Below are 25337 nucleotides of genomic sequence, written 5' to 3'. Positions count from 1 at the left end.
AATTGTTATTTTTTAACTGAATCTTGAACAGTATCAGCCGCAGACCAAATACGGTATTTCACATCAACATCTTTTGGTGCATAAACAACAATAGGTAATTTGCTGTTATAACGAATGAAGGCATCTGCCCCTATATTTGCCTGAACAAAGGCGTCTTTTTTCGTATTATCAGCACAACCCATCATTGTTGACATTGGGCCATTTAAATCACCAACAACATAATAGTTATAACCCCAACCTTCTAAATTCTTTTCATCAAGATCTGCACCAAACCACTGGCGGTTACAATCTACTTTAAGTTCTTTACCAATAATTAATTCAACTTGGTAATTGCTTTCATTATCTTTTTTCTCTAACTCGATTACATGACGAACTTGATTTTCTTGAGCCTTAGGATAAGGTGCAACTTTATCTAAACTGTCGGTAGCTTGTGCACATGCAGATAAAGACATTGCTGCTACTAAAGATAATATTACTTTGTTCATCACTCTCTCCATTTTTACAGCGAACACTTCGCCGTTAACAAAATTAGCCAGATATTTTTATTGCTCGTTATCTGAATACTAATATTTTTAGTGTCTGAATGCTAACATCTTAGTAAATAGCACTATGAGTGGATAATTCTGAATGTTTTAAAAAGAAAAATCACGTTTTTTCATGAAATGTAAATTTGTGATACATCACCGTGCAGATAAGCTATCTATGATTATACTGAAATAGAGACCCAATTTCTTTTCATAGGAGGTTATATGTTCTCAGATCAACAATCCCTTGTTTCTCAACTAAGAAACAGTGATCCTCGTTTTCAAGCACTCTACGATAAGCATCATCGACTTAATCAAGAAATTGCGAAATTAGAAGGCCCTAATGGAGCAGGCTATAACGATGAAGTGGTCAAACTAAAAAAAGAAAAACTTCATCTTAAAGATGAAATGCAAAAAATACTTCAACGAAGTTAAAAAATAGCTATCTTTTTAAAGCGATGATAAATGTCATCGCTTTTTATGATTAAAAACAAAGATGCCTCCTTATAAAGATGCATAATTAATGTATCTTTTATTTTTTAGGGGCTCAAAATGTCATCGATTCATGGCCATGAAGTTTTAGAAATGATCCTTTCTTCAGATACTGCATTTACTAAGGCATCACTTATTGATGCTATTCATCAAAAATTTGGTAATGACTCACATTTTCATACTTGCTCAGCTGAAAATATGACAGCGACTGAATTAGTTGATTTCTTAGAAAGGAAAGGTAAATTTATTCCTGCTGAGGGGGGATTTACAACAAGTGAAAATAAGATTTGCCGCCATTAATAAATGTACAGTTTAAAACTCGATTGCCAGTGACTTCCTTTTCTATGTAATGGATTTTTTTATATTAAACACGTCAAAACCCATTATTTCTGGCAATCGTGATTACGCTATTATTGTGCTTTATTCATCGTCTGTTTGTAACCAGACATCATCTTCCCAAACACTTTGAATAAGTTCCATAATATGTTCATGCTTAGTTTCATCTTTTATGCCCGTGACTTGAATAGAACTCATGCTACTAAAGGCAATACGAAACTGCATGTCTGGATATTCTGGCGTGATCTTTTTTCTCAGTTCGTGTTCTAAGAGCGGAAATAATGAGTCAGTTATCTTAGATTGTTTATTAAATAAAATTTCCACACGCATTGGTTTCACCATTTAAAGGCAAATAAACTGTATATAAATACAGTATTATATTCTAAGAAAAAAGAAAAGTCTTTTTACTAAATTTTTTCATTATTAGGCATTAAATGATTCTTTAGCGTCTCTATAGCCTTAATGGTAAGATGCATAATAAATGCAACATATTACTAAGAGAGAAGGATATGTCAGGAAATAGAATTAATCGTGAGAAAAAAACCATTCTGAAAATGGTTGATCTTTATGCGCGTTCACATCCTGAAGCTAACTCGGATTATTATCAACAATTAATCGAGTATGCCTATAATCGATTAGATAAATGTCGCTACGGTGAAGACAAACCCGCCTGCAAACAGTGCCCTCTACATTGCTATCAACCCGCAAAAAGAGAAACAATGAAACAAATTATGCGTTGGGCAGGTCCAAGAATGTTAATTTATCATCCTATTTTAGCTGTGCGCCATCTTATTGATGATAAGAAACCTGTTCCACCACTTCCTGAAAAAAAACGCACTACTCGTTCGACTGAAAAGTAAAATCAGATTTCTTCAAGCGATATAAAACATGCTCAGCTAGAGGATGTGTTTTATCTAATGCGGGATGAAAGAAATTATCAGATTGATGCATACCCAGTTTTTGCATTACACCTTGAGATGGGAGGTTTGAAACTGCGGTGAAAGCAACAACTTCCTCTAACTCCAGCGTCTCAAAAGCAAATTTAAATACAGCTAAAGCCGCTTCATAGGTATAACCTTTTCGCCAAAACTTTTTTGCAACCCGCCAACCAATTTCTACGCAGGGATTAAAAGGCAAAGGTGCTGCTGGAATATTTAACCCAACAAAACCAATAAACTCTTGAGTCTCTTTTATTTCAACCGCCCACATTCCCCATCCATTTTGCTGAATAAATTTTTCACGGATAACCTCAACCATATTATCACTTTCTAACTGAGATAAAGGGGAGGGAAAATAACGCATTACTTCTGGGGATGCATTAACTTCAGAAAAAAATGGCGCCTTATCACTATCACGCCATTCTCGTAAGTGTAGTCTGGGAGTCTCTAAATTCATCGTTATTCTCTTTTATATAACACTAAGATAATCTCGACAAAATAGGATAAATAAAGAGCATTGAAAAGAAAAATAGTATTTTATTTTTTGTTTTCTTTTAGTTGAGCTTCTACTGGTGCAGTCACTTTATCTTTATTTACGTTAGCACTTTCTTTTATTGAAACTACACGTTGTTGAGCAACAGATTTTGCTTGATGTTCCACTTGTTCAGATTGCCCTGTAAAAGTACCACCGCGCTTAATAGACATACTTCCACAACGACTAGTACCACGTAATTCACCGTGTTCTAAAATATCGAGATTATTTGCAGCACAAATTCCATTAACAAAACCGTCAATGATAATATCTGGTGCGGTTAATTCACCTTCAACTTGCCCTGCATGCATCACACGAATAACGCCATCTTTGACATTAATATTACCCGTCACTTTTCCCCAAATTTGGATATCACCATCTACATTAATATCACCTTGGAATGCCGTTCCTTTCGCAATAATAGTATACAGTTTCTGCTCTGGCATCGGTTTTTTCTCTTCTGTTATGGCAGGTGTAACAGGCTCAACAGCCTTTGGTGTTTCAGTTTTACGACTAAACATAGCGGTTTTTTTTAACCTCAGCGTCATGGAATAAATAATAATGCTAAAAATTAGGATAAGGATAATCAAAAACTCCCCTGCTATTTTAGAACGCCAAAAGGCGATTAATGCAAGAGACCAAATTATCCATACCCCACTAAATATAGTATTTCGCAGTGCTCGCTTATTATCCATAATTAGCTATATTTCTACCTCCCTGACAATAAATACACTTATGCATTCACCATCTTAATAAATTAGTAGCAAACATAATCACAGTAATAAGCCTATTATTACCTTTTAGTTTATTGATTTGACCCTTAGGCTAAATTTAATTAAATGACATAAAGAGATATTTTATGCCATGGTTTATTTCTAATGTAGATAAATTGTAAAATTTACAAACTTATTTAGCTGTTTTTTTCCGCCATAAATGCATGTTTCCTATTTATATTATTTTTTAAAAAAATATCATTCAAAAATATTCACATAACCATTTAAAATAAATATATTTTTTAATAAATAAATACGAGAGATTTGTCACAAAAAAAATAAATATAAAAAAACAAGAAAAAAAATAAACTCAGAGATAATTTATACGTTTAGTTTTTGTTAAAAATATATTTTATACTTCCTTTAAAATTGTTATGAATATTTAAACTATAATTACCATCATTAATATATCAATTGAAATTAATTTCTTTTTTCAGTTTTATTCTTTAAGTTTTTTTAATAACTTAATTAATTTTAATAAAAAAATAACATTTAATTTTCAAATTTATTACAACCAATAGATAATGACTCATCTGTGTATTCGAAACATGAACATCATAACTTTACACTGTAAAGGCATGATAATATTCATAATGTTATGTTATTTATGATTTTTATATGAAATAGGATTAACTGTAAATTATTGATTACATAAATATACTTACCTTTCTTTATTCATTCAGATAAAAAAACCGCTCTATTTAATTTCTTTTTGCAATTTATTAAGAATGTCATTAAATTAACAAAATGACTTATCTTAAATAATCAATAGAAAATACAATGTCTAATATCTAAAAAAAAACCACATCAAATTAAAGAAAACATTCTTCTTTTTAATTCTAATAGCATTTCAATAATAAAGAAGTGTTTTTATAGAGACTTTTATATTTAGCGTTATAAAAATACAGTGATACTTATATAATAATTTTTTTGGGCGAAAAATGAATACAATACAATGCGACAAGAATAATCAAAGTGATTATGCTATTCAAAAAAGATCTTATTTTTATCAACAATATCAAATATTAGAAAATGAACAAAAAGCGCTCTTTATTATTCGAAAAAATGCGCTTATATTACAAAATTGTACGGATACAATTACTGCCAATCAAGATCAAATTCTTTTTTTACAACAAGGTAATTACACCATAAAAACTCAAGGTGCAGAACCTGCTGATATTATTTGCATCCCCCTTTCTGATGATTTTTTACGTAATTTCACATCAAAATATAACGATATTCTGAGTGAAATAGAAAGAGATGAAGACTTCTCTAGTGCTTTTATTTGTTTTAAAAACGCACCTCTTATCCATTTTTGTAGTAATGGTTTTGATTATCTTACTGCTCAATCTTGTCCTGAAGCGTTTACCAAATTACGGATTGAAGAACTTTTAATTCTTTTGCTTTCATCTGAACAAGGTTCAGATTTAATGGCATTGTTGCGCCAACTCAGTCATCGCCAAGTTGATCGTCTGAAAATATTTATGGAAAAAAATCATTTAAAGAATTGGAAGCTTAAACAATTTGCACGTGAATTTGGTATGGGATTAACAACATTTAAAGAGCTTTTTAACCATGTTTATGGCACTTCGCCAAGAACATGGATCTGTGAAAGAAGAATTATTTATGCGCATCAATTACTGTTAACCACAGAAATGAGCATTGTTGATATTTCAATGGAGTCAGGCTTTTCAAGCCAATCATACTTTACACAAAGCTATCATCGTCGTTTTAACATGACGCCAAGCAAAGCGAGAAATCTCAAGTTAAAATTATAAAAAATCCGACTGATTATCATAATATCTAACAGCCATTCATAGTTAGAATACTTAAAATTTATTCCTATGAGTGAGTCGTATATCGTGATAAAAGAAAATAAATGTAACCTCCAGCCCCATTATTATGACTATTTAGAGTTACTAAAAAAAATGATGGCCGGTGAAGATAAGAAAACTGTAGATGACTTATTTAATCTTCAGTTTTCTTTATTTTTTAATGAAAATAAAATTAATGAACGACAAATAGCCATACTTTCACGTGTTTTATGTCGTGAAAACATTGATAGTTTATTACAATCCACGTGGTTTTTACGAAAAAAACACTGCGTTGTGGCTATTACCCGAGAAGAAATTCGTGATGTTATTAAGTTCGCTCATCTTTTCCATATGCAAGAGCCTCATTCTATTTTTACGCCTATGGATTGGGATAAGGCATTAAAAGCAACTATCAACATCAATGAACATATGCGCTTAATTCAAGCTGTAATAAAGCCAATTTTTATTTGGTGGGTTCAGCATATTACCCCTCAACTATTTATACTTTATAACACAAAAAGAGAACTGGAATTTCAAATTAAGCAATGTGAAAATATTAAATCATTCGAAGAGAAACAACTATCAAATAAAAGTGACTCTTTTTTATCTTTAGATGATATCGATATCAAGCTTAATTCAGATAAAGTTAAATTAACTGTTATTAATGACTTATTACAAAAAGATATCCAGTTACTCTTAAATAATTGGAAAAATGAACCTATTTTTAATATTGAAATTAATAACACGTCAAATTACATTCAAAGTGTAACGCCATACTCTGAATTCATAAAACCTTTATGGGAGATATTAAACAGTATTTCTCAAAACCCTGAAAACTGTCAAAAATTAAAAGAGTGGTTATTAGAAAGGAAACTTTGCTTAAAAAATGATATTTTTTTATGGAAATAAATAAAAATTAGCTCTTCTTATAATAGAAAAAGAAGAGCCAATATTACTATTTCAGACATTATTTAACATCTAAAATTTCAATGGTTACGATAGACATTGATTCTGGCGGCACTTGACCGGGTACACCATTTTTTCCATAACCACCACCCGGTTTTATATAAATTTTAGCTTTACCATTAATACCGGCTTTTGCAACAAAGGTATTCAATGGCAGTGGTAATTGACGATAAGGTAAGATAAGTGGCTTAGCCTTATCATAATTCAGCGTCACCGTTCCATCCGTCAGCTCTTCGTGCATTGTAAACACAACAGTTTTTCCTGCAATCGACTCTACTGGAGTACCCTGTTTTAAAATTTTAAAATAGGTATTATCATCATATTGAGTATAATTTTGTTTTTGTATCTCAGATAAAATAGATTTGTTACGTTGAGCGTTATCTTTACCAATAATTGAATAGGCATAAGCAAGTTGCCCTGCAATCATCTGCCCTTCACCCGCTATTTTCTCAAGCTGTTCTTTTAGCGTTTTATTCTCTTTTAAAACATTACTTGTTTCTGTATTAACTTTAGCTAGCTCGGCATCTTTTGCTTTAATCTGCTCATTTAATTGGGAACCTTTATCTTCTAAGGTTTTAGTTAATACACGTTGAGCCTCAAGCTGCTTGGTTATTTCATTGATCTCTTTTTGAGTATTAGATAACGTATTTTCTTGCTGTTTAGATTGCGCAATAGATTCTGTTTGTTGTTGCTTTAATGCACTAATTTGTTGAGTACTGTCTCTCTTTTGATTTTCTAATTGCGTTTTCATTTCTGCCAATTCAGCACTTAATTTATCTGCTGCATTCTGTTTTTCAGTAAGTTGTTTTTCTAATAAGGCAGAGGCTTTTTCTCTTTCTGTTTTACTTACCGTTAATTGTGCTAATGCAATATTGTTCTCTTTAAATTGTGTATCTAATGTTTGATACTTTGCTGATAATTCATTTTGTGCTTTTTCTAATTTAGTAATTAAATTATTTTTATCTGCGATTAAATTATCAATTGCCTTTTCACCTGAAGATAAGCCTTTTTTCAGATCAGCTAATTCAGTAATTTTATTGTCTAATTGTAGTTTTAATTCAGGGATTGCTTTTAGTTTTTCGTCAGTTTGTTCTTTTTGCTGTTGAACCGCTAATAACGATTTATTGAGTTGCGTTTGTTCCTGATTACTGTTTTCAACTTGTGTTTTTAGTTGTGCTATTTCTTGCTGCTGACTATTCACAAGCTTGTCGTTCGTATCTTGTTGCTTTTCCGCTTCTGCAACTTTTAATGCCAGCTCTTTTGATAAATCTTCACGTTCTGATGTGATTTTTAATAATGTACTTTGTAGCTTTTCTATCTCTTTCTTTGCGGTATCATCTTTTAATAATAGCTGTGCTTGTACAAATTGCGTTTGCACATCTTCTTTTTCTTTTTTAATCGTCGTTAGTTGACTTTGTACATCAGCAAGCTGTTTATTTAATTTCTCTTGCTCATTCGTTACTGTTAATAATGATTTTTCTAATGTTGCTATTTCTTTGTTTTTTGTTGTTTCTAACTTAGTTAACTCTTGCTCTTTTTGCTCACTATTTGCATTTAGTTGTTGTTGAGCTTGCACGTATTGAGTTTGTATATTTTCTTTTTCTTGTTCAATTTTAGTCAGCAATGTTTGTTTTTCATTCAACTGATTAATTAACGTCTCTTGCTCAGCTTTTACGTTATCAAGTGAGCGTTGTAATGTGTCTATCTCTTTTTTCGCAGTATTATCTTTTAATAATGCTTGAGCTTGTACATATTGAGACTGTAATTTTTCTTTTTCTTGTTCAAGCTGAGCAAACTTAGCTTCTAAGTCTTTAAGTGTTACTGTTTGCTTTTCAAAATTCTGCTGTTGCTTAGTCAGTTCTGTATTTTTTACTATAGCTGCCTGTAATACGTCTTCTTTTTCAGCTAACTGTTGGACTAATAAATCACGCTCTTTTTTGGCTGTTTCTATCTCATTTTGTAATTTGGCAATTGATTGCTTCAATGTGTCATCATTAAGCAAATTATTTGCCGTCAATAATTTCTCTTCGGTTTCAGCAAGAGCTAATTCCAATTGTTTTATTTGGCTATTCGCATTTTGAAGTTTTTCTGAATGATCCTTCAATGCTGTCGCTTGTTCATTATATTGCTGGTAAAGAATTTGATATTTTTTTCTTGTATCGGCTAAACGGTTTAGCAACGTTTTATTAAAAAGAGGCTGCTTATGATCAAGCACAGAACGATTAAACTGATAAGCAAAATGGAAAGGAATTGCAGTCACAGAATAAAATGTGCCAGGGATCATATCTAGCAAGAAATTATCATTACGTTGAGGTTTTGAATAACTTTCTTTTGAATAAAGCGCTAATGGATTATAAATTACCGCATTATTTCTGTATTGATATCGATTGAGGTCTTCAGGTGTAAATTGAGGCTCAATTGGAATAAACGAAAGCAATGGTGTTAAATAACGTGTGTAATCACTCTTCAATTTAGAATAATCAGCCGGCAATACAGGGCAATTTTCTGCTAGTGTGATATCAGGCGTCTTAATTGGTTCGACTGCCTGATTATCTGTTTTAGCGGGTATAGAAGGATTAACTCGTTGCTCTGGTTTTGTTTGCTGAGTTGCAGTGGTGGTCCGATTTACTCCACGATTTACCTGGCCGGTTCTCGTTGACGATGAAATTGTAGCAGATGTTTTAGGCTCAATTTTAATTGGCTCTTGTGTTTCAAAATAACGGTCAAAATCTTCAATAACAGAATTAAACTCATTATTGGCAAACGACAGTGTTGGAAACAGCATAAAAGCGAGACAAACACTCTGCTTTAATTTCATAGTAATTATTCACCTAGTTTTTTCAGTGTCGAATTAACTGACATAATCGACAAATAGCGAACTTTTGCACACAAAACTTCTGTTTTTGATTCAATACTCATTTTAAGTAAATCTAAACTGTCTTTACTTGCTGTACCTTGAACACTACGGTACATCGCATTGATTTCACTAATTTCTTTAAAAGAACTCATCATAGATTGATAGTCAGATGGGGAAAAAGTTTTTAAAGAATCAAGTTGTTTTATACAGGCGCTTTGGGGAGCCAGTCCTAATTTTCGTGCATCTACACCACTATCAGCAGGCTCTGCTGATGCCATACTAGAAAGAGGTTGTGCTGTTGCTACTGGTAGAGCTGTCGCTACTGGTTGTGTAGTTTGTGCTGGCATAGGCGCTGGAGTCTCAACTGGGCGCGTTTGATCAGTCCAAACACATCCCGATAAAGCGAGAACGCTGGTTACCATAAAAGCAGCGAGGACATTCTTTTTATTTTGTAATAAGGACATCATTTTTCCTTAATCCCGATCAGACTTAAATATAGAGCATATGAGTTGTCGCATTTTAAGCCATTTTATTATAATTTTCTATTACCTACTGCATACTAAATAAATAGACTAACCCTCAAGGTTGCAATGAGAGCACCTATCATTCGTTTATTTTTTCTTAAAACACAACATACGTCACACTAAAGGTATCAAATTTTGAATATCGGATTTATTTAGTCAAAATATTGTCTTATAAACTGGATGTTTTTTATATTAACAAAATAATACCAGATAATAATAAAAATAATAATACTAATTTTATCATTTATTTACGTCGTTTACGTGTAAAAAGTGGTCTTATATTTTGTTGTTGTTTTTTAATACTAAGATAAAATCAAAAAATGAATATCAGATAACGTAATTGATGTTCATTTTATCCTTAAAAATAGGAGAACTAAGATGAGTCATTTTAAAATCGGCATTGTTGTCGGAAGTTTAAGACGAGATTCGTATAATAAACAAACAGCACATGCACTAACTAAGCTATTTTCTCAAGAATTTACTTTTCAATTTCTCGATATTAGTACTCTTCCTCTCTATAACCAAGATGATGACAATAATACTCCCTCTGTTGTTACCCATTTCAAACAGCAAATAAAAGAGTGCCAAGGAATTATCTTTGTTACGCCTGAATATAATCGTTCTATACCCGGAGTACTTAAAAATGCACTAGACCAAGCATCACGTCCTTATGGAACAAATGCTTGGGATAAGATCCCTGCAGGTATTATTGGCGTTTCAACAGGGAATATTAGTACTGCGATTGCACAACAGCATCTTCGTAACTCATTATCTTTCTTAAATATGCCAACCTTAAACCAGCCTGAATGCTATCTAAAATGGTATGACGGAATGGTTGAAGCTGAACATTTTTCAGAGAAAACAACTCACTTTATGCAAAACTGGGTTGATGCCTATGTCGCTTTTGTAAAACACAATAACAAATAACTGACTCAAAAGAGCTTTGTTTTAATACATTGCTCTTTTTTTATCACTTTTATTTATCTCTAAAAATACTTTATGCGTTTTTTCACGCCCTGATCTGTTTATTTTTAATCAATAATATAATTAATGTTAATTTCTTTAATACTTTATTCTTTATAAATAAAATACATATTGTTTATTTTTTAATCTCACCCATTTTAAATAGACCTAAATGGATCGTCATAAAAAGACTTATTTTCTATTATCAGAATAAACACGCCTATTATATAAGCAAATTTCATGAAAATAAAAAAATCCGCCATAAGATCAAGAATGGCTATTTAATGACTTTACCCTAAATATCGAGATTATCAATAAATCTCAATCTTTTTTTACATATAAAATTTATTATTTGATAATTATTTTTAATAATTTATATTAAGTTAAAAGACTAGACATAATGTGCGATATATCTCTAAATAATATACTTCTATAATTGTGATAAACAAAAAAATTACCTATATTATTCATCCATTAAGTACTGGCAGGTAAATCATGGATAAAAATTTAAAAGAAATTGAATGCGAAATCGCGGCGCTAAAAATTGTTATCAAATCTTTACTTTCCACGCTAAGTGATAAGCAGCGACGCGATATGTTAGGTAATATCTCTTTAGTTATTGAGGATACATCAAGTAAATATCCTCAGCTAAACGAGGTTATTAATCTTACAGAACAATATGTAAAAAAACTCATCCAAGCTTAGCGATAGCAGTATCAGTTATACTCTTTATTTTTATCATCCCAATATCTTATAGGGTGCTGTCAGCATCCTATTTATATTTTGATATAATTTTTCCTTTCGATTTATCTTTAACACATTCTTATTATCATCATAAATACAGAACTAAGCCAAATTCTTTATATTCTCACCCGCTATTTCTTAAATACAGATGCTTTTTTATTACGTTATAATGAAAAGATAAAAACCGCTGACCTCTTGTCTTTTTATATTTTCCTTGGATTTATCTAAATAATTAATTATTATAAAAAATAATCACTTACACAGTCATGTAGCGCATATTTTTTGAGGATGGTATGGAAAAAAAAGTTGTTAATATAGAATACGAAGTTGCGGCATTAAAAGTTGTTATGAAAGCACTGTTATTAACGTTAACAGATAAACAAAAAGAAATCGCAATTGAAGATATAAATAAAACGGTTAAAAATGCCTATATTGCACATCCTCATTATCAAGATGTCATAAACAAAACAGAACAATATATCAAAAAATTGCTCTAAAAATTTGGCGCTATATTCACCAACGACGCTCTTTATAATTAATGATTTTGAGATAACTTATATTAGCGCCATTCATTATATTTAACGATAACATTAAAAAACACAATCAATGATTGATTGATTTTAACAAATTAAAAGTATGATTATTTTTATCAACATAAGAGAAATGTAAATTTCTTTCTTATATTTTGAATATTTAAGATAGAAAATGCTATTTATTATTACTATAAAAACAAATTATTGTATCACTCCCTACCTACGTAATACTCAATCAATGATAATGTTCAAACTTATATTGTTGTTTTTAAATCAAACCAATATTAAAGTAAAGAAATAGTAATAAGTAATAATTTAATATTTCTGATGCGCCTAACGAGTAAAAACTTACCACCTTAGACACATTTTTTATGGCTTTATCGCTGTATTAATAGTGTGCAAGATTAAATTTTTGTACTGATAATTGTAATTCTTCTGTTTGTCTTTCTAATGAAACAGCCGCCGCTGAAACCTGTTCAACTAAAGAGGCATTTTGCTGTGTGACACCATCCATTTGGGTAATCGCAACACTTACTTGGCCAATGCCTTTACTTTGCTCTTCAGAGGCAATAGTGATTTCTTTCATTATCGATGTCACCTGTTTAACCCCCGTCAGGATCTCTTCCATCGTTTTTTCCATATCGTTGACTAAATTAGCGCCTTTTCTTACACGTGTTGTTGAGTCAGCAATAAGCACTTCAATCTCTTTAGCCGCTTTTGCACTATCTCCAGCTAAATTACGTACCTCATTGGCAACCACCATAAAACCACGACCATGGGTGCCAGCCCTCGCAGCTTCTACTGATGCATTGAGTGCGAGTATATTGGTTTGAAATGCAATATTATTAATAACATTAATGATATCAGCAATTTTACTCGAACTATCTGAAATACCTTCCATGGTTGTCACAACTGTCTCTGCAAGTGTATTTCCTTTTTCGACTGTCATGGATGCAATTTCTGCCAACTCTCTTGCTTGATAAGCATGCTCCATATTTTGATTAACCGCGGCTGTTATCTCTTCCATACTTGCTGCTGTTTGCTCTAATGCAGTGGCTTGTTCTTCGGTACGAGAGGCTAAATCATTATTTCCTTTTGCAATTTCAGATGCGCCTCTATAAATACTGTCACTGCCCATACGTATTGTGCTTACGGCATCATGTAAGCTATTTTGCATAGCATTTAATAGCGGTATTAATCGACCCGCACAGTTTTCCCCAAAAGGGGCTAAGGGTTGGCTTAGATCACCTTCCGTAATCTTTACAAAATGTTGGCGAATATTTTCTAATGGTCTTTGTAACATCACCACTAAGTAACGATCGGTCAGTATAAGAATAATACTCCCTAAAATTACGCTAATAATAATCACAATTTGGGTCACTTCAATAAGCTCATCAACTTCGACTATCGTACTGTCGATTTTTATATTAGCGGCAGTATTGAAATTTTCACTTACATTTCCAAGTTCTCGACTGAGTGCGGGTGTCACATTTTTCGCATGGTGTTCATATTGTTCAATAGTGCCATTTAATGCTAGCTCCATTTGTGGTTTAACACCTTGTTCAAAAAGTGCCTGCCATACTGCCATTAACTCTTGTGAGACTTTTTCATCCATAGGGCCTGGAGATACAGATTTCATATAAGCCATCTGTTTTTCCATATTTTCCATCGCCGTTTGAGCCTGGGTAAAATCAACATCTTTACCTTCTGCTTTTTGTTCTACAATTCGATTTAAGCGCGAAGTAAATCTAAAATACTGATCATTTCCCTGACTGAGCGCGGCCATTTGCTTTATTATTTGATTATCAGCTCGATTACCTTCAGATATTTTTGATAGCGACCATGCGCTATAAAGGCTCACACCACCAAATATCACACATAAAGCGCCTAGTATGACTAACATCATCAGACGAATAGTAACGTTACGAAGTTTCAGCATCTAATTTCTCAACTAACAAGATAAAGTAATCCCAATAGGGCGTAATGTACTCTTATCGACACTTTTTCAATTTATTTTAATTTTTTACTAAAGTTTTTTATAAATTGATTTTTTATTTTCTATACATAAAAAGAGTTAGTTGAGAGAAGCAAAAGTGTTACTTATCTATCATTTTTTATAATTTGATATAAAAAATACAAATAACTATAAAATCAATTAATTACGAATTTAGTGACTTAGATGATAAATAAGGAGTGTTAAAGAAATAAAAAGATAATTTGAGGGAAAAAGAGGCTTTGGAATATTCTTAAATTAATCAATTAAATAAAAAATCACCTCAAGCAATAACAAACCAGAGGTGATCATACGTAATAATTAGAAGGTCGTTTCTACCCCTAATCTGAAAGTACGTCCTGGAATTGGCATATAAATAACGGTTCCAGGATCAAAAGCATACCGGTTAGTTAAATTATCGATATTAAAGGTAAAGTGAACATTCTTTCTCAATAAATATTTACCAAAAAGATCAACTGTCGTTGATGAGTATAATTTTTGTACCGGAGCAGCAGCTGTACCAGCAAGCCATTCTTGTGGATAGTCTTTACCTGAGTTATAACGTACCCTAACCCCTGTTTGTAAAGCTTGATCCCACATTTTCATACCGGCAATACCCGAAAATACTTTTTTAGGTGGAATTCTTGATGGTGATAATCCCCACGCAAAGCCAACAGAATTACATGCGGAAGGAAGTTTACCCAATATCATTTCATCGTTAGAACATAACTCGGAACGATTATAGAAAGTAGCATCTAATGAGCCAAAAACATAATTAGAATCATATTTTAACTCAACCTCATAACCCGAAAGTTTAAAGCTATCATGATTTTTTGTCACAACATAAGGAGAAGACCAATCTTCTAATTTAGGATTTACGCCCTGAGAAAGATAATCTTTAATATTATTATTGAAATAAGCAATGCGTAGAGTAGTCAGATCATCTGGTGCGATAAACTCTCTTTTTTCTAACGTAATTCCTGCTTCAAAAGACTTAGCATGTTCTGGTTTTAATGGCACATTAGGCGCATATGAATAAGTCTGCCCTGACATTGTACTTTCAAATAAACTAGGCTCTCTATAAGAATCAGCGTATTTACTATAAATATCAAATTCCTGTGTTACATGAAAACGTAACTCTCCAAATACGTCATTTTTAGGACCATAACTTCGGCTTTTTCCTTCATTATGATCATCAACGTTAAAGGAATGTATGCGCCAACCTACTAACGTTGTAAACCATTCTTGATTGTATTCAATATTTGCAAACGCTGAGGTATTTGTTCCTTTGGCATCACGGGTAACCGCAGGTAGTTCATCACCTTTAAGTGTCCCATCCGGTGTCCAAATAGGTTGATAGCGCTTATTTAATGGCTTGGATTTCTGAACCATATATTCTACCCCGTAGGTAATATCAACAGGGTAATGTAATAATTGAGAGGTATTTTCTAGATTAAACCCTATACGCTCATCAGAATATCGATGCTGGTATTGATCACCATAATGTGCGGTCACATCATCCGTTAGGCCATTTCTTTGATTGAATTTTCCCTTTGTCCACCATAACCCTAAATTCATATCAATCAGTATAGATTCTGGCTTAAAAGAATAATTCATTGAAGCCGTATCAATATCCGCAGATCCCAATGACCACTGAGCCATTTTTCCATTCGATTGATACCAATAAGCCGCTAAAACTTCACCTGCCTTTTGTTCATGCCTACGATAGTTAAATTCAACACTAGAGTAAGGATTAAAATAAATATTCGTTTTTAATAAAGTCGATTTGCTTTCATAGCTTGTATCAACGACTTCTTGTCCCGGAAAAATAGGCGTATCAGTCTCTTTGTATTTATCGTAACCGTGTTTACCTGCAAAGAAGTTCCCTTGAGTTCGATCACTATAAGCCACTAAAAAATCAAATTTATCATTCCGATACGCCATACCTGCGGTATAAGCCCCATTATTAAAATGAGTGCCTTTTAAACTGCTTGCAGGACGGTAACTACCTTGTGTCGTTTCATTTGAGCTTATTGTCGGCCTAACATTATTGTTATAAAGATTTCCTTTAAAAAGAAAACCTAATTGATCACCTTGTGGAATAATGCTGTTCGCTGAAATTGTTTTTAATTTAACCGTTCCCCCAATAGCGCCCCCTGAGAATTTACTCATAGAAGCACCTTTTTCTATTTCGATGGTATCAATAAGATCCATATCAATATAGGTTCTATCTGAACTTCCTTGATAACCTCGCCATGTATTTGTAGATTGTAAACTACCATCAATGATAATGGGAACACGCCCATTACCTTGTAACCCTCGAATACCAATATCAAGCGCACCAGCTTCATTTCTTGAATTATTACTTTGAAGCGATGTTTCATTAGCAAACATATCTGAGTTAGTCGTTCCTCTTATCGTACTGATATCTCGAGTTTCAATCTGTTTACTCTCTGATTGGCTTTTTCTTGCGGTTACAATAAGTTTGTCTTCTTGATTTGCTGGCGTATTTTGGCTGGCTAAAGATGACGTTGACGTGAATAAAATAACCAAAGTTATTATATTGTTCTTAGTTTTAAATATCATTTAAGTAATACCTTTCACTTATCAACTATCAATCGTTTTATATCATCAAGTAATTTGATGATTGTTAAAAATTTATCTGTCACTTATCTAATAAATTTAAATGACGATGAAATTTCGGGATAATAGATAAAATAAATAGTCATATTATTTATAGGGTTATACTCCTTTAATCATTTATTTAAGCAATGGAATATACTCTAATGATAACAATTATCAATACAATAATAACTATCATTATCACTTGGTTAACATTTAGATTTTTATACTGCTTATTTGATTTATTAGATTAATAAATTAAGTAAAAATAGGATTTAAACAGTCATTATTGAAATGATATTTGAGGAAAAGAGAAGTTGGAGCGGGCGAAGGGAATCGAACCCTCGTATAGAGCTTGGGAAGCTCTCGTTCTACCATTGAACTACGCCCGCGATTGATTTTTCTGATTATACGCTCCCTTAATTGAACAGCAATCCCCTTCTTATTTAAATGATTACTTACTCATCACAAAAAAAGTCATTCTTTGTTATTAAAAACAAAAAAGCCACCTTTCGGTGGCTCTATTAATTAATTGCTATTCGCTAATTAAAATAACAATTATTTATTAGGTCGCATTGCCGGGAATAATATAACGTCACGGATAGTATGGCTGTTAGTAAATAACATCACCATACGGTCAATACCAATACCTAAACCGGCTGTTGGTGGTAAACCGTGTTCTAATGCCGTGATATAGTCATGGTCAAAGAACATGGCTTCTGCATCACCCGCTTCTTTTTGGCGAACTTGATCTTCAAAACGTTCTGCTTGGTCTTGTGCATCATTAAGTTCTGAGAAACCATTACCAATTTCACGACCACCAATAAAGAATTCAAAACGGTCAGTGATAAATGGATTGTCATCATTACGACGAGCCAACGGTGAAACTTCCGCAGGATATTCAATGATAAATGTAGGTTGAATTAAGTGGCTTTCAGCCACTTCTTCAAAAATTTCACACTGAATACGGCCTAAGCCCCAACTTTTTTCAATTTTAATATCTAGAGATTGAGCAATAGCAACTGCTTTATCCATATCATCAAGATCAGTCATTACCGTTTCTGGGCGATATTTGCAGATAGCTTCTTTCATGGTTAATTTGGCAAATGGTTTGCCGAAATCAAACTCTTGGTCGCCATATTTCACTAATGATGAGCCAAGGACATTTTCGGTTAATGTACGGAATAGTTCTTCAGTAAGCTCAATAAGATCACGGTAATCTGCATACGCCATATAGAGTTCCATCATAGTGAACTCTGGATTATGACGAGGTGAGACACCTTCGTTACGGAAGTTACGGTTGATTTCGAATACACGATCAAAACCCCCCACAACTAAACGTTTTAAATATAACTCAGGAGCAATACGCAGATACATATCAATATCTAACGCATTATGGTGAGTAATAAACGGACGTGCAGTTGCTCCACCAGGGATGGTTTGCATCATCGGTGTTTCAACTTCCATAAATCCTTTATTCACCATAAATTGGCGAATACCCGCCATGACTTGTGAGCGGATTTGGAAAGTTTTACGCGATTCGTCATTAGAAATAAGATCTAAATAACGCTGACGATAACGCATTTCTTGGTCAGCTAAACCGTGGAATTTATCTGGTAACGGGCGTAGTGCTTTAGTTAATAAACGCACTTCAGTACAGTGAACACTTAATTCACCTGTTTTGGTTTTAAAAACACGACCACGAGCACCTAAAATATCGCCAAGATCCCATTTTTTAAATTGCTCGTTATAAATACCTTCAGGCAAATCATCACGAGAAACATAAAGTTGAATGCGCCCACCCATGTCTTGCAATGTAGCGAAAGATGCCTTGCCCATAATACGGCGAGTCATCATACGACCTGCAATAGCAACTTCCACATTTGCAGCTTCTAACTCTTCTGCGCTCATTGCATCATATTTTTGATGTAATTCGTCAGACAGCGCATCTCTGCGGAAATCATTTGGGAATGCGTTACCATTATCACGTAAAGCGGATAATTTTTCGCGGCGTGTTTGCAGTTCGTTATTTAAATCAGGTGCCTGCTCCGCACCTTGTTGCTGTTGCGACATGTTTTTCCTCACAGGCCCGCTTTTAAGCTAGCTTCAATAAATTTATCAAGATCACCGTCTAATACTGCTTGTGTATTGCGTGTTTCCACACCAGTACGTAAATCTTTAATCCGTGAATCATCAAGAACATAAGAACGAATTTGACTACCCCAGCCAATATCAGACTTGTTGTCTTCCATTACTTGTTTATCTGCATTTTTCTTTTGCATTTCCAGCTCGTATAACTTCGCTTTCATCTGCTTCATTGCCTGATCTTTGTTCTTATGCTGAGAGCGATCGTTTTGGCATTGCGTGACAAGTCCTGTAGGAACGTGGGTAATACGCACCGCAGATTCGGTTTTGTTAACGTGCTGCCCACCCGCACCTGAAGCGCGGTAAACGTCGATACGTAAATCTGCAGGATTGATATCAATATCAATATCGTCATCAACTTCAGGGTAAATAAAGGCAGAGCTAAATGATGTATGACGACGACCACCGGAGTCAAATGGGCTTTTACGCACTAAGCGATGAACGCCAGTCTCTGTACGTAACCAACCATAAGCATACTCACCGATAATTTTAATGGTCGCTGATTTTAATCCCGCAACATCACCATCAGATTCTTCAATAATTTCTGTTTTAAAGCCTCTTGATTCCGCCCAACGTAAGAACATGCGCATCAGCATACTAGCCCAATCTTGCGCTTCTGTACCACCTGAGCCAGCTTGTAAATCAAGATAGCAATTCGCACTGTCATATTCACCAGAGAACATACGACGGAATTCTAATTGCTCAAGCTTTTTATTTAAGCCATCTAACTCAGCAATCGCTTCATTAAATGTTTCTTCATCTTCCGCTTCAACTGCTAATTCAAGTAAACCAGAAACGTCCTCTAGTCCTTGCTCTAATTGGTCGATGGTTTCTACGATAGCCTCAAGAGATGAACGCTCTTTTCCTAATGCCTGAGCCCTTTCTGGCTCATTCCACACATCAGGTTGTTCTAATTCAGCGTTAACTTCTTCTAAACGCTCTTTCTTGGCATCATAGTCAAAGATACCCCCTGAGAACATTTGTTCTTTCAGAGACTTCTTCAATTTGATTTTTTACTGGGTTGATTTCAAACATGCTTTTTCGTCTTTATGTTGTTTTCAAAAACAATTGGAATAAATTTTGAACCGCATATTGTAACGGATATATCTGTGGGTTTATAGCATTTATATACAATTGTCTTTCAGTTAGTTGTTACCATAGTAACGTGATTCTTTATATCACGATAAAGGGTGTCATTTATTCACTTTAACAAGGCCAAATGTGCTCAACAAGCAATTGCGCATTACGTTGCCCTCTAAATTCATTCACATCTAATCGATAAGCTAATTCAACCGTTTTAATACTGTTATCAGGCCACATATTGATATCTACATTAAACGCAATAGCATCAATCATCAGATGGCTATTCACCGGTTGAAGCATCATCTTTAAATGTTTACTGCCCACAATACGCTGTTGTAATAACGTGAATTTACCGTCAAACAACGGCTCAGGAAACGCTTGTCCCCAAGGGCCAGCATCTCTTAGCATTTCCGCGATAGGCAGTGATAATTGGTTTTCTGCTAGCTCACCATCAGATAAAATAACGCCTTGCAATTGCTCATTAGAGACTAATTCTGCCATTAAAGATGCAAAGTGGCGTTGAAATAGCGGAAATTTTTCTTCTTCCAGTGAAAGCCCAGCCGCCATAGCATGCCCACCAAATTTCAGCATTAATCCAGGATTTAACGTATTTAATCGTTCTAAAGCATCTCGTAAATGCACACCACTAATTGAACGACCAGAGCCTTTTAATAAACCATCGCCACTGGGTGCAAATGCAATCACAGGGCGATGCAATTTTTCTTTAATACGAGAGGCTAAAATACCCACAACACCTTGGTGCCACTCAGGGTGATAAATCGCTAAACCATTCGGTAAATCATGCTGAGTGCCTATAAATTGACGAAAGATTGTTGAAGCTTCTTCTTGCATACCGGCTTCAATTTCACGACGAGTTTGATTTAATCCATCGAGTTCATTGGCAATCTCACGCGCTGAACCTATATTGTCCGTTAAAAGCAAAGCCACTCCCACGGACATATCATCAAGACGTCCAGCCGCATTTAAGCGAGGCCCTAAAGAAAAACCTAAATCACTGCTTACCAGTTGAGAAAGTTCTTTACGAGAAATTTCAGTCAGCGCTTTAATGCCCACGCAACAGCGTCCCGCCCTGATACGGCGTAACCCCTCATAAACAAAAATACGGTTATTTTCATCCAAAGGAACAACGTCAGCGACAGTACCCAATGCAACTAAATCAAGAAAATCGGCCATATTTGGGCGAGCTAAGTTTTGCTGCTCAAACCAACCTTGTTTTTCTAATTCAGCTCTTAATGCTGTCATTAAATAAAAAGTAACCCCAACACCCGCTAATGATTTGGATAAGAAATCGCAACCAGTCAGGTTAGGGTTAATAATCGCATCAGCCGCAGGTAATGTTTGCCCGGGTAAATGGTGGTCCGTCACTAAGACATGAATACCGTATTCATGAGCAGTATCCACACCTTCAAAAGAAGAAATACCATTATCAACAGTGATAATGAGATCAACCCCTTTTTTAGCAACATCATGAACAACTTGAGGGCTTAAACCATAACCATCATCAAAACGATTAGGAATATGATAACTGACTTGTTTAAATCCCATTTGGCGTAATGCTTTGATAGCTAACGCAGTACTGGTTGCACCATCAGCATCAAAATCTCCTACAATCACAATACGTGACTGCTGCTTTAACGCACTAATAAGTAATGAAATCGCAGTGTCAATTCCCATTAATGATTGATAATGTAATAAACCTTTTAATGATTTTTCAAGTTGCGCCTCTGATGTAATGCCGCGGTTAGCATAAATCTGTCGTAATAAAGGATCTAAGTTATCCGGTAATTGAGTTGCCTGTGCAATTCGACGACGTAGTGTCGGTTCAATAGTGACCATAAAACGTAATTACTTCTCTTTTTTATCTAGTAATTCAATCAAATTTTGAGCAGAAATATATCCACCATAAATACTAGCATTAGGTAACACAATAGCGGGTGTTCCTTGAATACCCATCATCGTGCCTAATTTAAAGTGTTCATTGATATTGATTTTTTTACACTCATCAATGGCAATAATTTTGTCACCTTTAAACGCACTATCTAACGATTTATTAGGAAAACCGCTACACCATACTGCGTTCATTTCCTTACTCACGACATTATTACCAACACCATTGCGAGGAAACGCCAAATAACGCACAGTCACCCCTTGTTTATTCAGCTCAGGAACCTCTTGATGAAGTTTCTGACAATAAGGGCAGCTAATATCTGTAAAAATAGTGATCACATGACGTTCATTACGCGCTTTATAAACAATCATTTCATTTTTAAGTGAGTCCACTTTTTTCATAATAACTTGATTTGCAATACTGATTGGCTCGCCACTGCTAATATTATAAATAGGGCCTGCAGTGAGATATTTACCATCATCAGTAATATAAAAAATACCTTTATCTGATAACACGGCATTTAACCCAACAATCGGTGTGGGTTGAATACTTTCTGCTTTGATTTGCATTTTAGCCAGTTGCGCTTCAATCGAGGCGTTATCAGCAAGCACAGGCATGGACACCATGCTTAATAATATTGGCAACCAGAGTGATTTTTTTTTCATTTAAATTCCTATTTAACGCTAGTTATTTAGCGGCTATCCCCTTGGATGATGTTGCTGATGAAGTACTTTTAAGCGCTCTGTAGCAACATGGGTATAAATCTGTGTTGTAGAGAGGTCACTGTGCCCCAATAACATCTGTACAACACGCAAGTCTGCTCCATGATTTAAAAGATGTGTTGCAAATGCATGGCGCAACACATGGGGCGATAGCTTTTCAGAATCTATTCCGGCTATCACGGCATAATGTTTTATTCGATGCCAAAATGTTTGTCGTGTCATTTTTTGCCCTCTTAAACTGGGGAAAACGATATCATCTGTTTTTCCTTGCATTAAAGTGGGTCTTCCATATTGCAGATATTGCTCTAACCAGTAAATAGCTTCTTCACCTAAAGGAACTAATCGTTCTTTATCACCCTTACCAATTACACGTAGCACACCTTGTCGTAAGCTGACATCAGAAAGGGATAATCCTACCAATTCGGAAACACGAAGCCCACAGGCATAAAGCACTTCAAGCATTGCTTTATCACGTAATTCCAGTGGTTCATCAATACAAGGCGCATTAAGTAAATCACCCACTTGTCGTTCGCTTAAATCTTTAGGTAAACGCTTAGGAAGCTTTGGTGTAGAAAGCAATGCACTAGGATCATCTAAGCGTAATTTTTCACGATAAAGATACTGGAATAATCGGCGCATTGTACTGAGTAAACGTGCCGCACTTGTGGCTTTATATCCTTCATCTAAGCGTGTTGCGAGAAAGGATTGCAAATCCAAGGTAGTCACGGATAACCAATCCTGCTGGTGGTTAATTAGCCATTGGCCTAATGCTTGCAAATCTAAACGATAAGAGCTTAGCGTGTTGGCTGATAATCCTTGCTCTAACCAAATATTGTCGAGAAATTGCTCAATAATGATATCGGTATCTTCATTGATATGATGAGTTACTTTTGTCGATAACTTAGTTTGTGACACTGGATTACGCTCCCTTTCTTTCATTCATCGCTTTTACATTATGCCTTATAAAAAAAATTTTCTGATACAATAGTGTCCTTTATTGGCAAAAATATCCTAAAAATCTTTATGAAAATTGGTCTATTTTACGGTTCCAGCACCTGTTACACCGAAATGGTTGCAGAAAAAATTCGTGACATCCTTGGTGAAGAATTTGTTGATCTTCATAATGTTCAAGAGTGTGATATCACGCTTATGGAACAATATGACATTCTTATTTTAGGTATTCCTACTTGGGATTTTGGCGAAATTCAAGAAGATTGGCTCAATATTTGGGAAACACTGCCAACATTAGCGTTAAAAGATAAACTTATTGCAATGTATGGAATGGGCGATCAGGTTGATTACAGCGAGTGGTTTCTTGATGCGCTGGGTATGCTTTATCATCATTTATTACCAAGTGGTGTTAAGTTTATTGGATTTTGGCCTATTGATGGATATGAATTTGTCAGCCCAAAACCGTTATCAGATGATGGTAAGCATTTTGTTGGCCTTGCATTAGATGACGTTAACCAATTTGAAGAAACCGATGAACGTTTGTCACAGTGGTGTATGCAAATTTTACGCGAAGTAGAAGAGAATTTATAAATATAATATCCAGATATTAAATATCTGGATATTGCATTAATAATTGCGAAAAATTACGCCACTCATTTTCAGTCATACTATCAAAAGCGACCCATAACGTGATTTGCTTTTTATTTAGAATAGAAGTTAACGTTATGCGAGTACCAAAACGACTGATCCAAGGGTGTTTTGTTATTTGCCATTCATGTAACTTCCATTGAATACGATTACCATTTAGCAAAACCAAATCCCCTTTGATTCTACTGATGTTTTTTTGTGTAAAATACCAGCCCCCGATCAGCAAAAGTAACAAGGGAACCCAAATATAAATAAAATCAGGAGGCCATGGATACAACAATAGACCGATTTCAACGGCGACATAAGCGGCTGTTGAGAATAACTGTGTAAACCATGACACGGTGAGGTGCGATTTCCATAAAATCACGAGTTATATTAACTCCTGCTTTAATTCTATATAGATATAAAACGAATATAAAATAAGTTAGATGATACAAAAGAATAACCTATTTATAATGTAACGTCTTTCTTAGCCTTGCAATAAATTATTGCGTACTTGTCGTCTACTTTATTGTTGTTACTTTTCACTATTTAATACTTAATCAAAAAAATAAAATTTAATGATAACTACGTAATTTTCATTCTTTTTTTAATTGTTTTTCTAATTACCATTTCAATAAATTTAGCATACCTTATTTATTAAACATGAAGAAAAAAATAACGTAAAAAGACCATTAAAAGACACATTTTCTAGAGATAACACGCAAATTCTTCGTAACTTCGTTCTTTATTTCATCAAATTTAATAATATCACTAATATTATTAAGCCGTTATATAAAATAAAAAACGCTTTTATTAGGCTAAATAATAAAAGCGTCATTTTTTAATCTATTTTTATTACTCTTTAACCCATTGTTGATTTTTCAATCTATTTTATTAATATTTATCAACAATTTCTGCCATTCTCGCTTTATTCCGCTCTTGGATTAATTTCACCATATAATAGAGTTCGTCTTCATCAGGGCGTCCATGATTCATTAACCAGTTAAATAAATCGGGATCTGCACACTCGAGTAAACGAACAAAAAGCGCTTTATCATTATCAGATAGCGTGTCGTACTCATTTTCGAAAAAAGGCATGATAGAAATATCCAGCTCACGCATCCCACGACGACATGCCCAGTTAATTCGTGCTTTATTTTCTATATCAATAGTCATACTCTGCTCTTTTCATTGTTCAAATCAAGAAATACTACGATTTCTTCCTGTCACTGATGATAGTCTTATCGTCATATTTTTAATATCAAAATGATCACAGTTTGTAGGTT

The 25337-nt window shown here is 34.1% G+C and carries 24 protein-coding genes and 1 tRNA gene; 9 read left to right on the top strand and 16 right to left on the bottom strand.

Annotated elements, in window-relative coordinates; genetic code table 11:
- Positions 1–5: 5 nt before the first annotated feature.
- Entirely contained in the window at positions 6–497 is a 492-nt protein-coding gene (eco, locus tag INT04_RS03425) for a serine protease inhibitor ecotin (protein WP_264298596.1), read from the bottom strand.
- 252 nt (positions 498–749) lie between these two features.
- On the opposite strand from eco, the gene INT04_RS03420 reads away from it, so the two are divergent.
- On the top strand, positions 750–959 hold the full coding sequence (locus tag INT04_RS03420) for a DUF465 domain-containing protein (RefSeq protein WP_193014753.1): 210 nt from the start codon (positions 750–752) through the stop codon (positions 957–959).
- Positions 960–1076: 117 nt separating this feature from the next.
- On the top strand, positions 1077–1316 hold the full coding sequence (locus tag INT04_RS03415; RefSeq protein WP_193014752.1) for a YecH family metal-binding protein: 240 nt from the start codon (positions 1077–1079) through the stop codon (positions 1314–1316).
- A gap of 120 nt (positions 1317–1436) precedes the next feature.
- Here INT04_RS03415 and INT04_RS03410 read toward each other — a convergent pair whose 3' ends face one another.
- Positions 1437–1682 (bottom strand): DinI-like family protein, encoded by a 246-nt coding sequence (locus tag INT04_RS03410; protein WP_193014751.1) that lies wholly within the window; start codon positions 1680–1682, stop codon positions 1437–1439.
- Between the two features lie 179 nt (positions 1683–1861).
- Between INT04_RS03410 and INT04_RS03405 the strand changes: the two genes are divergently transcribed.
- The gene (locus tag INT04_RS03405; RefSeq protein WP_193014750.1) at positions 1862–2212 is read left to right on the top strand and encodes a nitrous oxide-stimulated promoter family protein; all 351 of its coding nucleotides are present in this window, start codon (positions 1862–1864) and stop codon (positions 2210–2212) included.
- Here the strand turns inward: INT04_RS03405 and INT04_RS03400 are convergent.
- The gene (locus INT04_RS03400) at positions 2190–2747 is read right to left on the bottom strand and encodes a GNAT family N-acetyltransferase (RefSeq protein ID WP_193014749.1); all 558 of its coding nucleotides are present in this window, start codon (positions 2745–2747) and stop codon (positions 2190–2192) included. The genes INT04_RS03405 and INT04_RS03400 overlap by 23 nt on opposite strands.
- Before the next feature lie 80 nt (positions 2748–2827).
- A complete protein-coding gene (locus INT04_RS03395) occupies positions 2828–3343 on the bottom strand; it encodes a bactofilin family protein (RefSeq protein ID WP_226893948.1) in 516 nt (171 codons plus the stop codon).
- A gap of 1193 nt (positions 3344–4536) precedes the next feature.
- On the opposite strand from INT04_RS03395, the gene INT04_RS03390 reads away from it, so the two are divergent.
- Positions 4537–5373: a helix-turn-helix transcriptional regulator gene (locus INT04_RS03390; protein ID WP_193014747.1), complete on the top strand. Its 837-nt coding sequence runs from the start codon at positions 4537–4539 to the stop codon at positions 5371–5373.
- 84 nt (positions 5374–5457) lie between these two features.
- Positions 5458–6318: a T3SS regulon anti-activator ExsD domain-containing protein gene (locus INT04_RS03385; protein WP_319022955.1), complete on the top strand. Its 861-nt coding sequence runs from the start codon at positions 5458–5460 to the stop codon at positions 6316–6318.
- Positions 6319–6376: 58 nt separating this feature from the next.
- Here the strand turns inward: INT04_RS03385 and INT04_RS03380 are convergent, their stop codons facing one another.
- On the bottom strand, positions 6377–9193 hold the full coding sequence (locus tag INT04_RS03380) for a sugar transporter (RefSeq protein ID WP_193014745.1): 2817 nt from the start codon (positions 9191–9193) through the stop codon (positions 6377–6379).
- A gap of 5 nt (positions 9194–9198) precedes the next feature.
- Positions 9199–9696 (bottom strand): hypothetical protein, encoded by a 498-nt coding sequence (locus INT04_RS03375; protein WP_226893947.1) that lies wholly within the window; start codon positions 9694–9696, stop codon positions 9199–9201.
- Between the two features lie 438 nt (positions 9697–10134).
- On the opposite strand from INT04_RS03375, the gene INT04_RS03370 reads away from it, so the two are divergent.
- The 3 genes from INT04_RS03370 to INT04_RS03360 all read left to right on the top strand — a co-directional run bounded on the left by INT04_RS03370 (position 10135) and on the right by INT04_RS03360 (position 11960).
- Positions 10135–10683 (top strand): NADPH-dependent FMN reductase, encoded by a 549-nt coding sequence (locus INT04_RS03370; RefSeq protein WP_193014743.1) that lies wholly within the window; start codon positions 10135–10137, stop codon positions 10681–10683.
- Positions 10684–11214: 531 nt separating this feature from the next.
- The gene (locus tag INT04_RS03365) at positions 11215–11424 is read left to right on the top strand and encodes a sigma-S stabilization anti-adapter protein IraP (RefSeq protein WP_193014742.1); all 210 of its coding nucleotides are present in this window, start codon (positions 11215–11217) and stop codon (positions 11422–11424) included.
- Between the two features lie 332 nt (positions 11425–11756).
- Complete coding sequence (locus INT04_RS03360; RefSeq protein WP_193014741.1) at positions 11757–11960, top strand: hypothetical protein; 204 nt, start codon at positions 11757–11759, stop codon at positions 11958–11960.
- Positions 11961–12384: 424 nt separating this feature from the next.
- Here the strand turns inward: INT04_RS03360 and INT04_RS03355 are convergent, their stop codons facing one another.
- The 8 genes from INT04_RS03355 to xerD all read right to left on the bottom strand — a co-directional run bounded on the left by INT04_RS03355 (position 12385) and on the right by xerD (position 23385).
- The gene (locus INT04_RS03355; RefSeq protein ID WP_193014740.1) at positions 12385–13935 is read right to left on the bottom strand and encodes a methyl-accepting chemotaxis protein; all 1551 of its coding nucleotides are present in this window, start codon (positions 13933–13935) and stop codon (positions 12385–12387) included.
- 375 nt (positions 13936–14310) lie between these two features.
- On the bottom strand, positions 14311–16575 hold the full coding sequence (locus tag INT04_RS03350) for a TonB-dependent receptor domain-containing protein (RefSeq protein ID WP_193014739.1): 2265 nt from the start codon (positions 16573–16575) through the stop codon (positions 14311–14313).
- Positions 16576–16929: 354 nt separating this feature from the next.
- A tRNA-Gly gene (locus tag INT04_RS03345) sits at positions 16930–17003 on the bottom strand.
- 166 nt (positions 17004–17169) lie between these two features.
- The gene (lysS, locus tag INT04_RS03340; RefSeq protein WP_193014738.1) at positions 17170–18684 is read right to left on the bottom strand and encodes a lysine--tRNA ligase; all 1515 of its coding nucleotides are present in this window, start codon (positions 18682–18684) and stop codon (positions 17170–17172) included.
- Between the two features lie 8 nt (positions 18685–18692).
- Positions 18693–19791, bottom strand: a protein-coding gene (prfB, locus tag INT04_RS03335; RefSeq protein WP_193014737.1) for a peptide chain release factor 2 whose coding sequence is annotated in 2 segments (ribosomal slippage) — positions 18693–19715 and positions 19717–19791 — 1098 coding nt in all. Because the reading frame shifts where the segments join, the coding sequence is not laid out codon by codon here.
- Between the two features lie 171 nt (positions 19792–19962).
- Positions 19963–21696, bottom strand: coding sequence for a single-stranded-DNA-specific exonuclease RecJ (recJ, locus tag INT04_RS03330; protein ID WP_193014736.1), 1734 nt, complete (start codon positions 21694–21696; stop codon positions 19963–19965).
- Positions 21697–21705: 9 nt separating this feature from the next.
- A complete protein-coding gene (dsbC, locus tag INT04_RS03325) occupies positions 21706–22413 on the bottom strand; it encodes a bifunctional protein-disulfide isomerase/oxidoreductase DsbC (RefSeq protein ID WP_193014735.1) in 708 nt (235 codons plus the stop codon).
- Between the two features lie 33 nt (positions 22414–22446).
- Positions 22447–23385: a site-specific tyrosine recombinase XerD gene (gene xerD / locus INT04_RS03320; protein ID WP_193014734.1), complete on the bottom strand. Its 939-nt coding sequence runs from the start codon at positions 23383–23385 to the stop codon at positions 22447–22449.
- Between the two features lie 108 nt (positions 23386–23493).
- On the opposite strand from xerD, the gene fldB reads away from it, so the two are divergent.
- The gene (gene fldB / locus INT04_RS03315) at positions 23494–24012 is read left to right on the top strand and encodes a flavodoxin FldB (protein WP_193014733.1); all 519 of its coding nucleotides are present in this window, start codon (positions 23494–23496) and stop codon (positions 24010–24012) included.
- Positions 24013–24028: 16 nt separating this feature from the next.
- Here fldB and INT04_RS03310 read toward each other — a convergent pair whose 3' ends face one another.
- Both INT04_RS03310 and sdhE read right to left on the bottom strand, forming a co-directional pair.
- On the bottom strand, positions 24029–24436 hold the full coding sequence (locus INT04_RS03310; RefSeq protein WP_193014732.1) for a protein YgfX: 408 nt from the start codon (positions 24434–24436) through the stop codon (positions 24029–24031).
- A gap of 509 nt (positions 24437–24945) precedes the next feature.
- Positions 24946–25221 carry an FAD assembly factor SdhE gene (sdhE, locus tag INT04_RS03305; protein ID WP_193014830.1) on the bottom strand — a complete coding sequence of 92 codons (276 nt, stop codon included), beginning with the start codon at positions 25219–25221 and terminating at the stop codon, positions 24946–24948.
- Positions 25222–25337: the final 116 nt, after the last annotated feature.

Origin of the sequence: Proteus sp. FME41 (assembly GCF_014897315.1) — a bacterium.
Lineage (GTDB): Bacteria > Pseudomonadota > Gammaproteobacteria > Enterobacterales > Enterobacteriaceae > Proteus.
The sequence above is the reverse complement of the archived record's forward strand: the minus strand, read 5'-3'. Positions and strand labels throughout refer to the sequence as shown.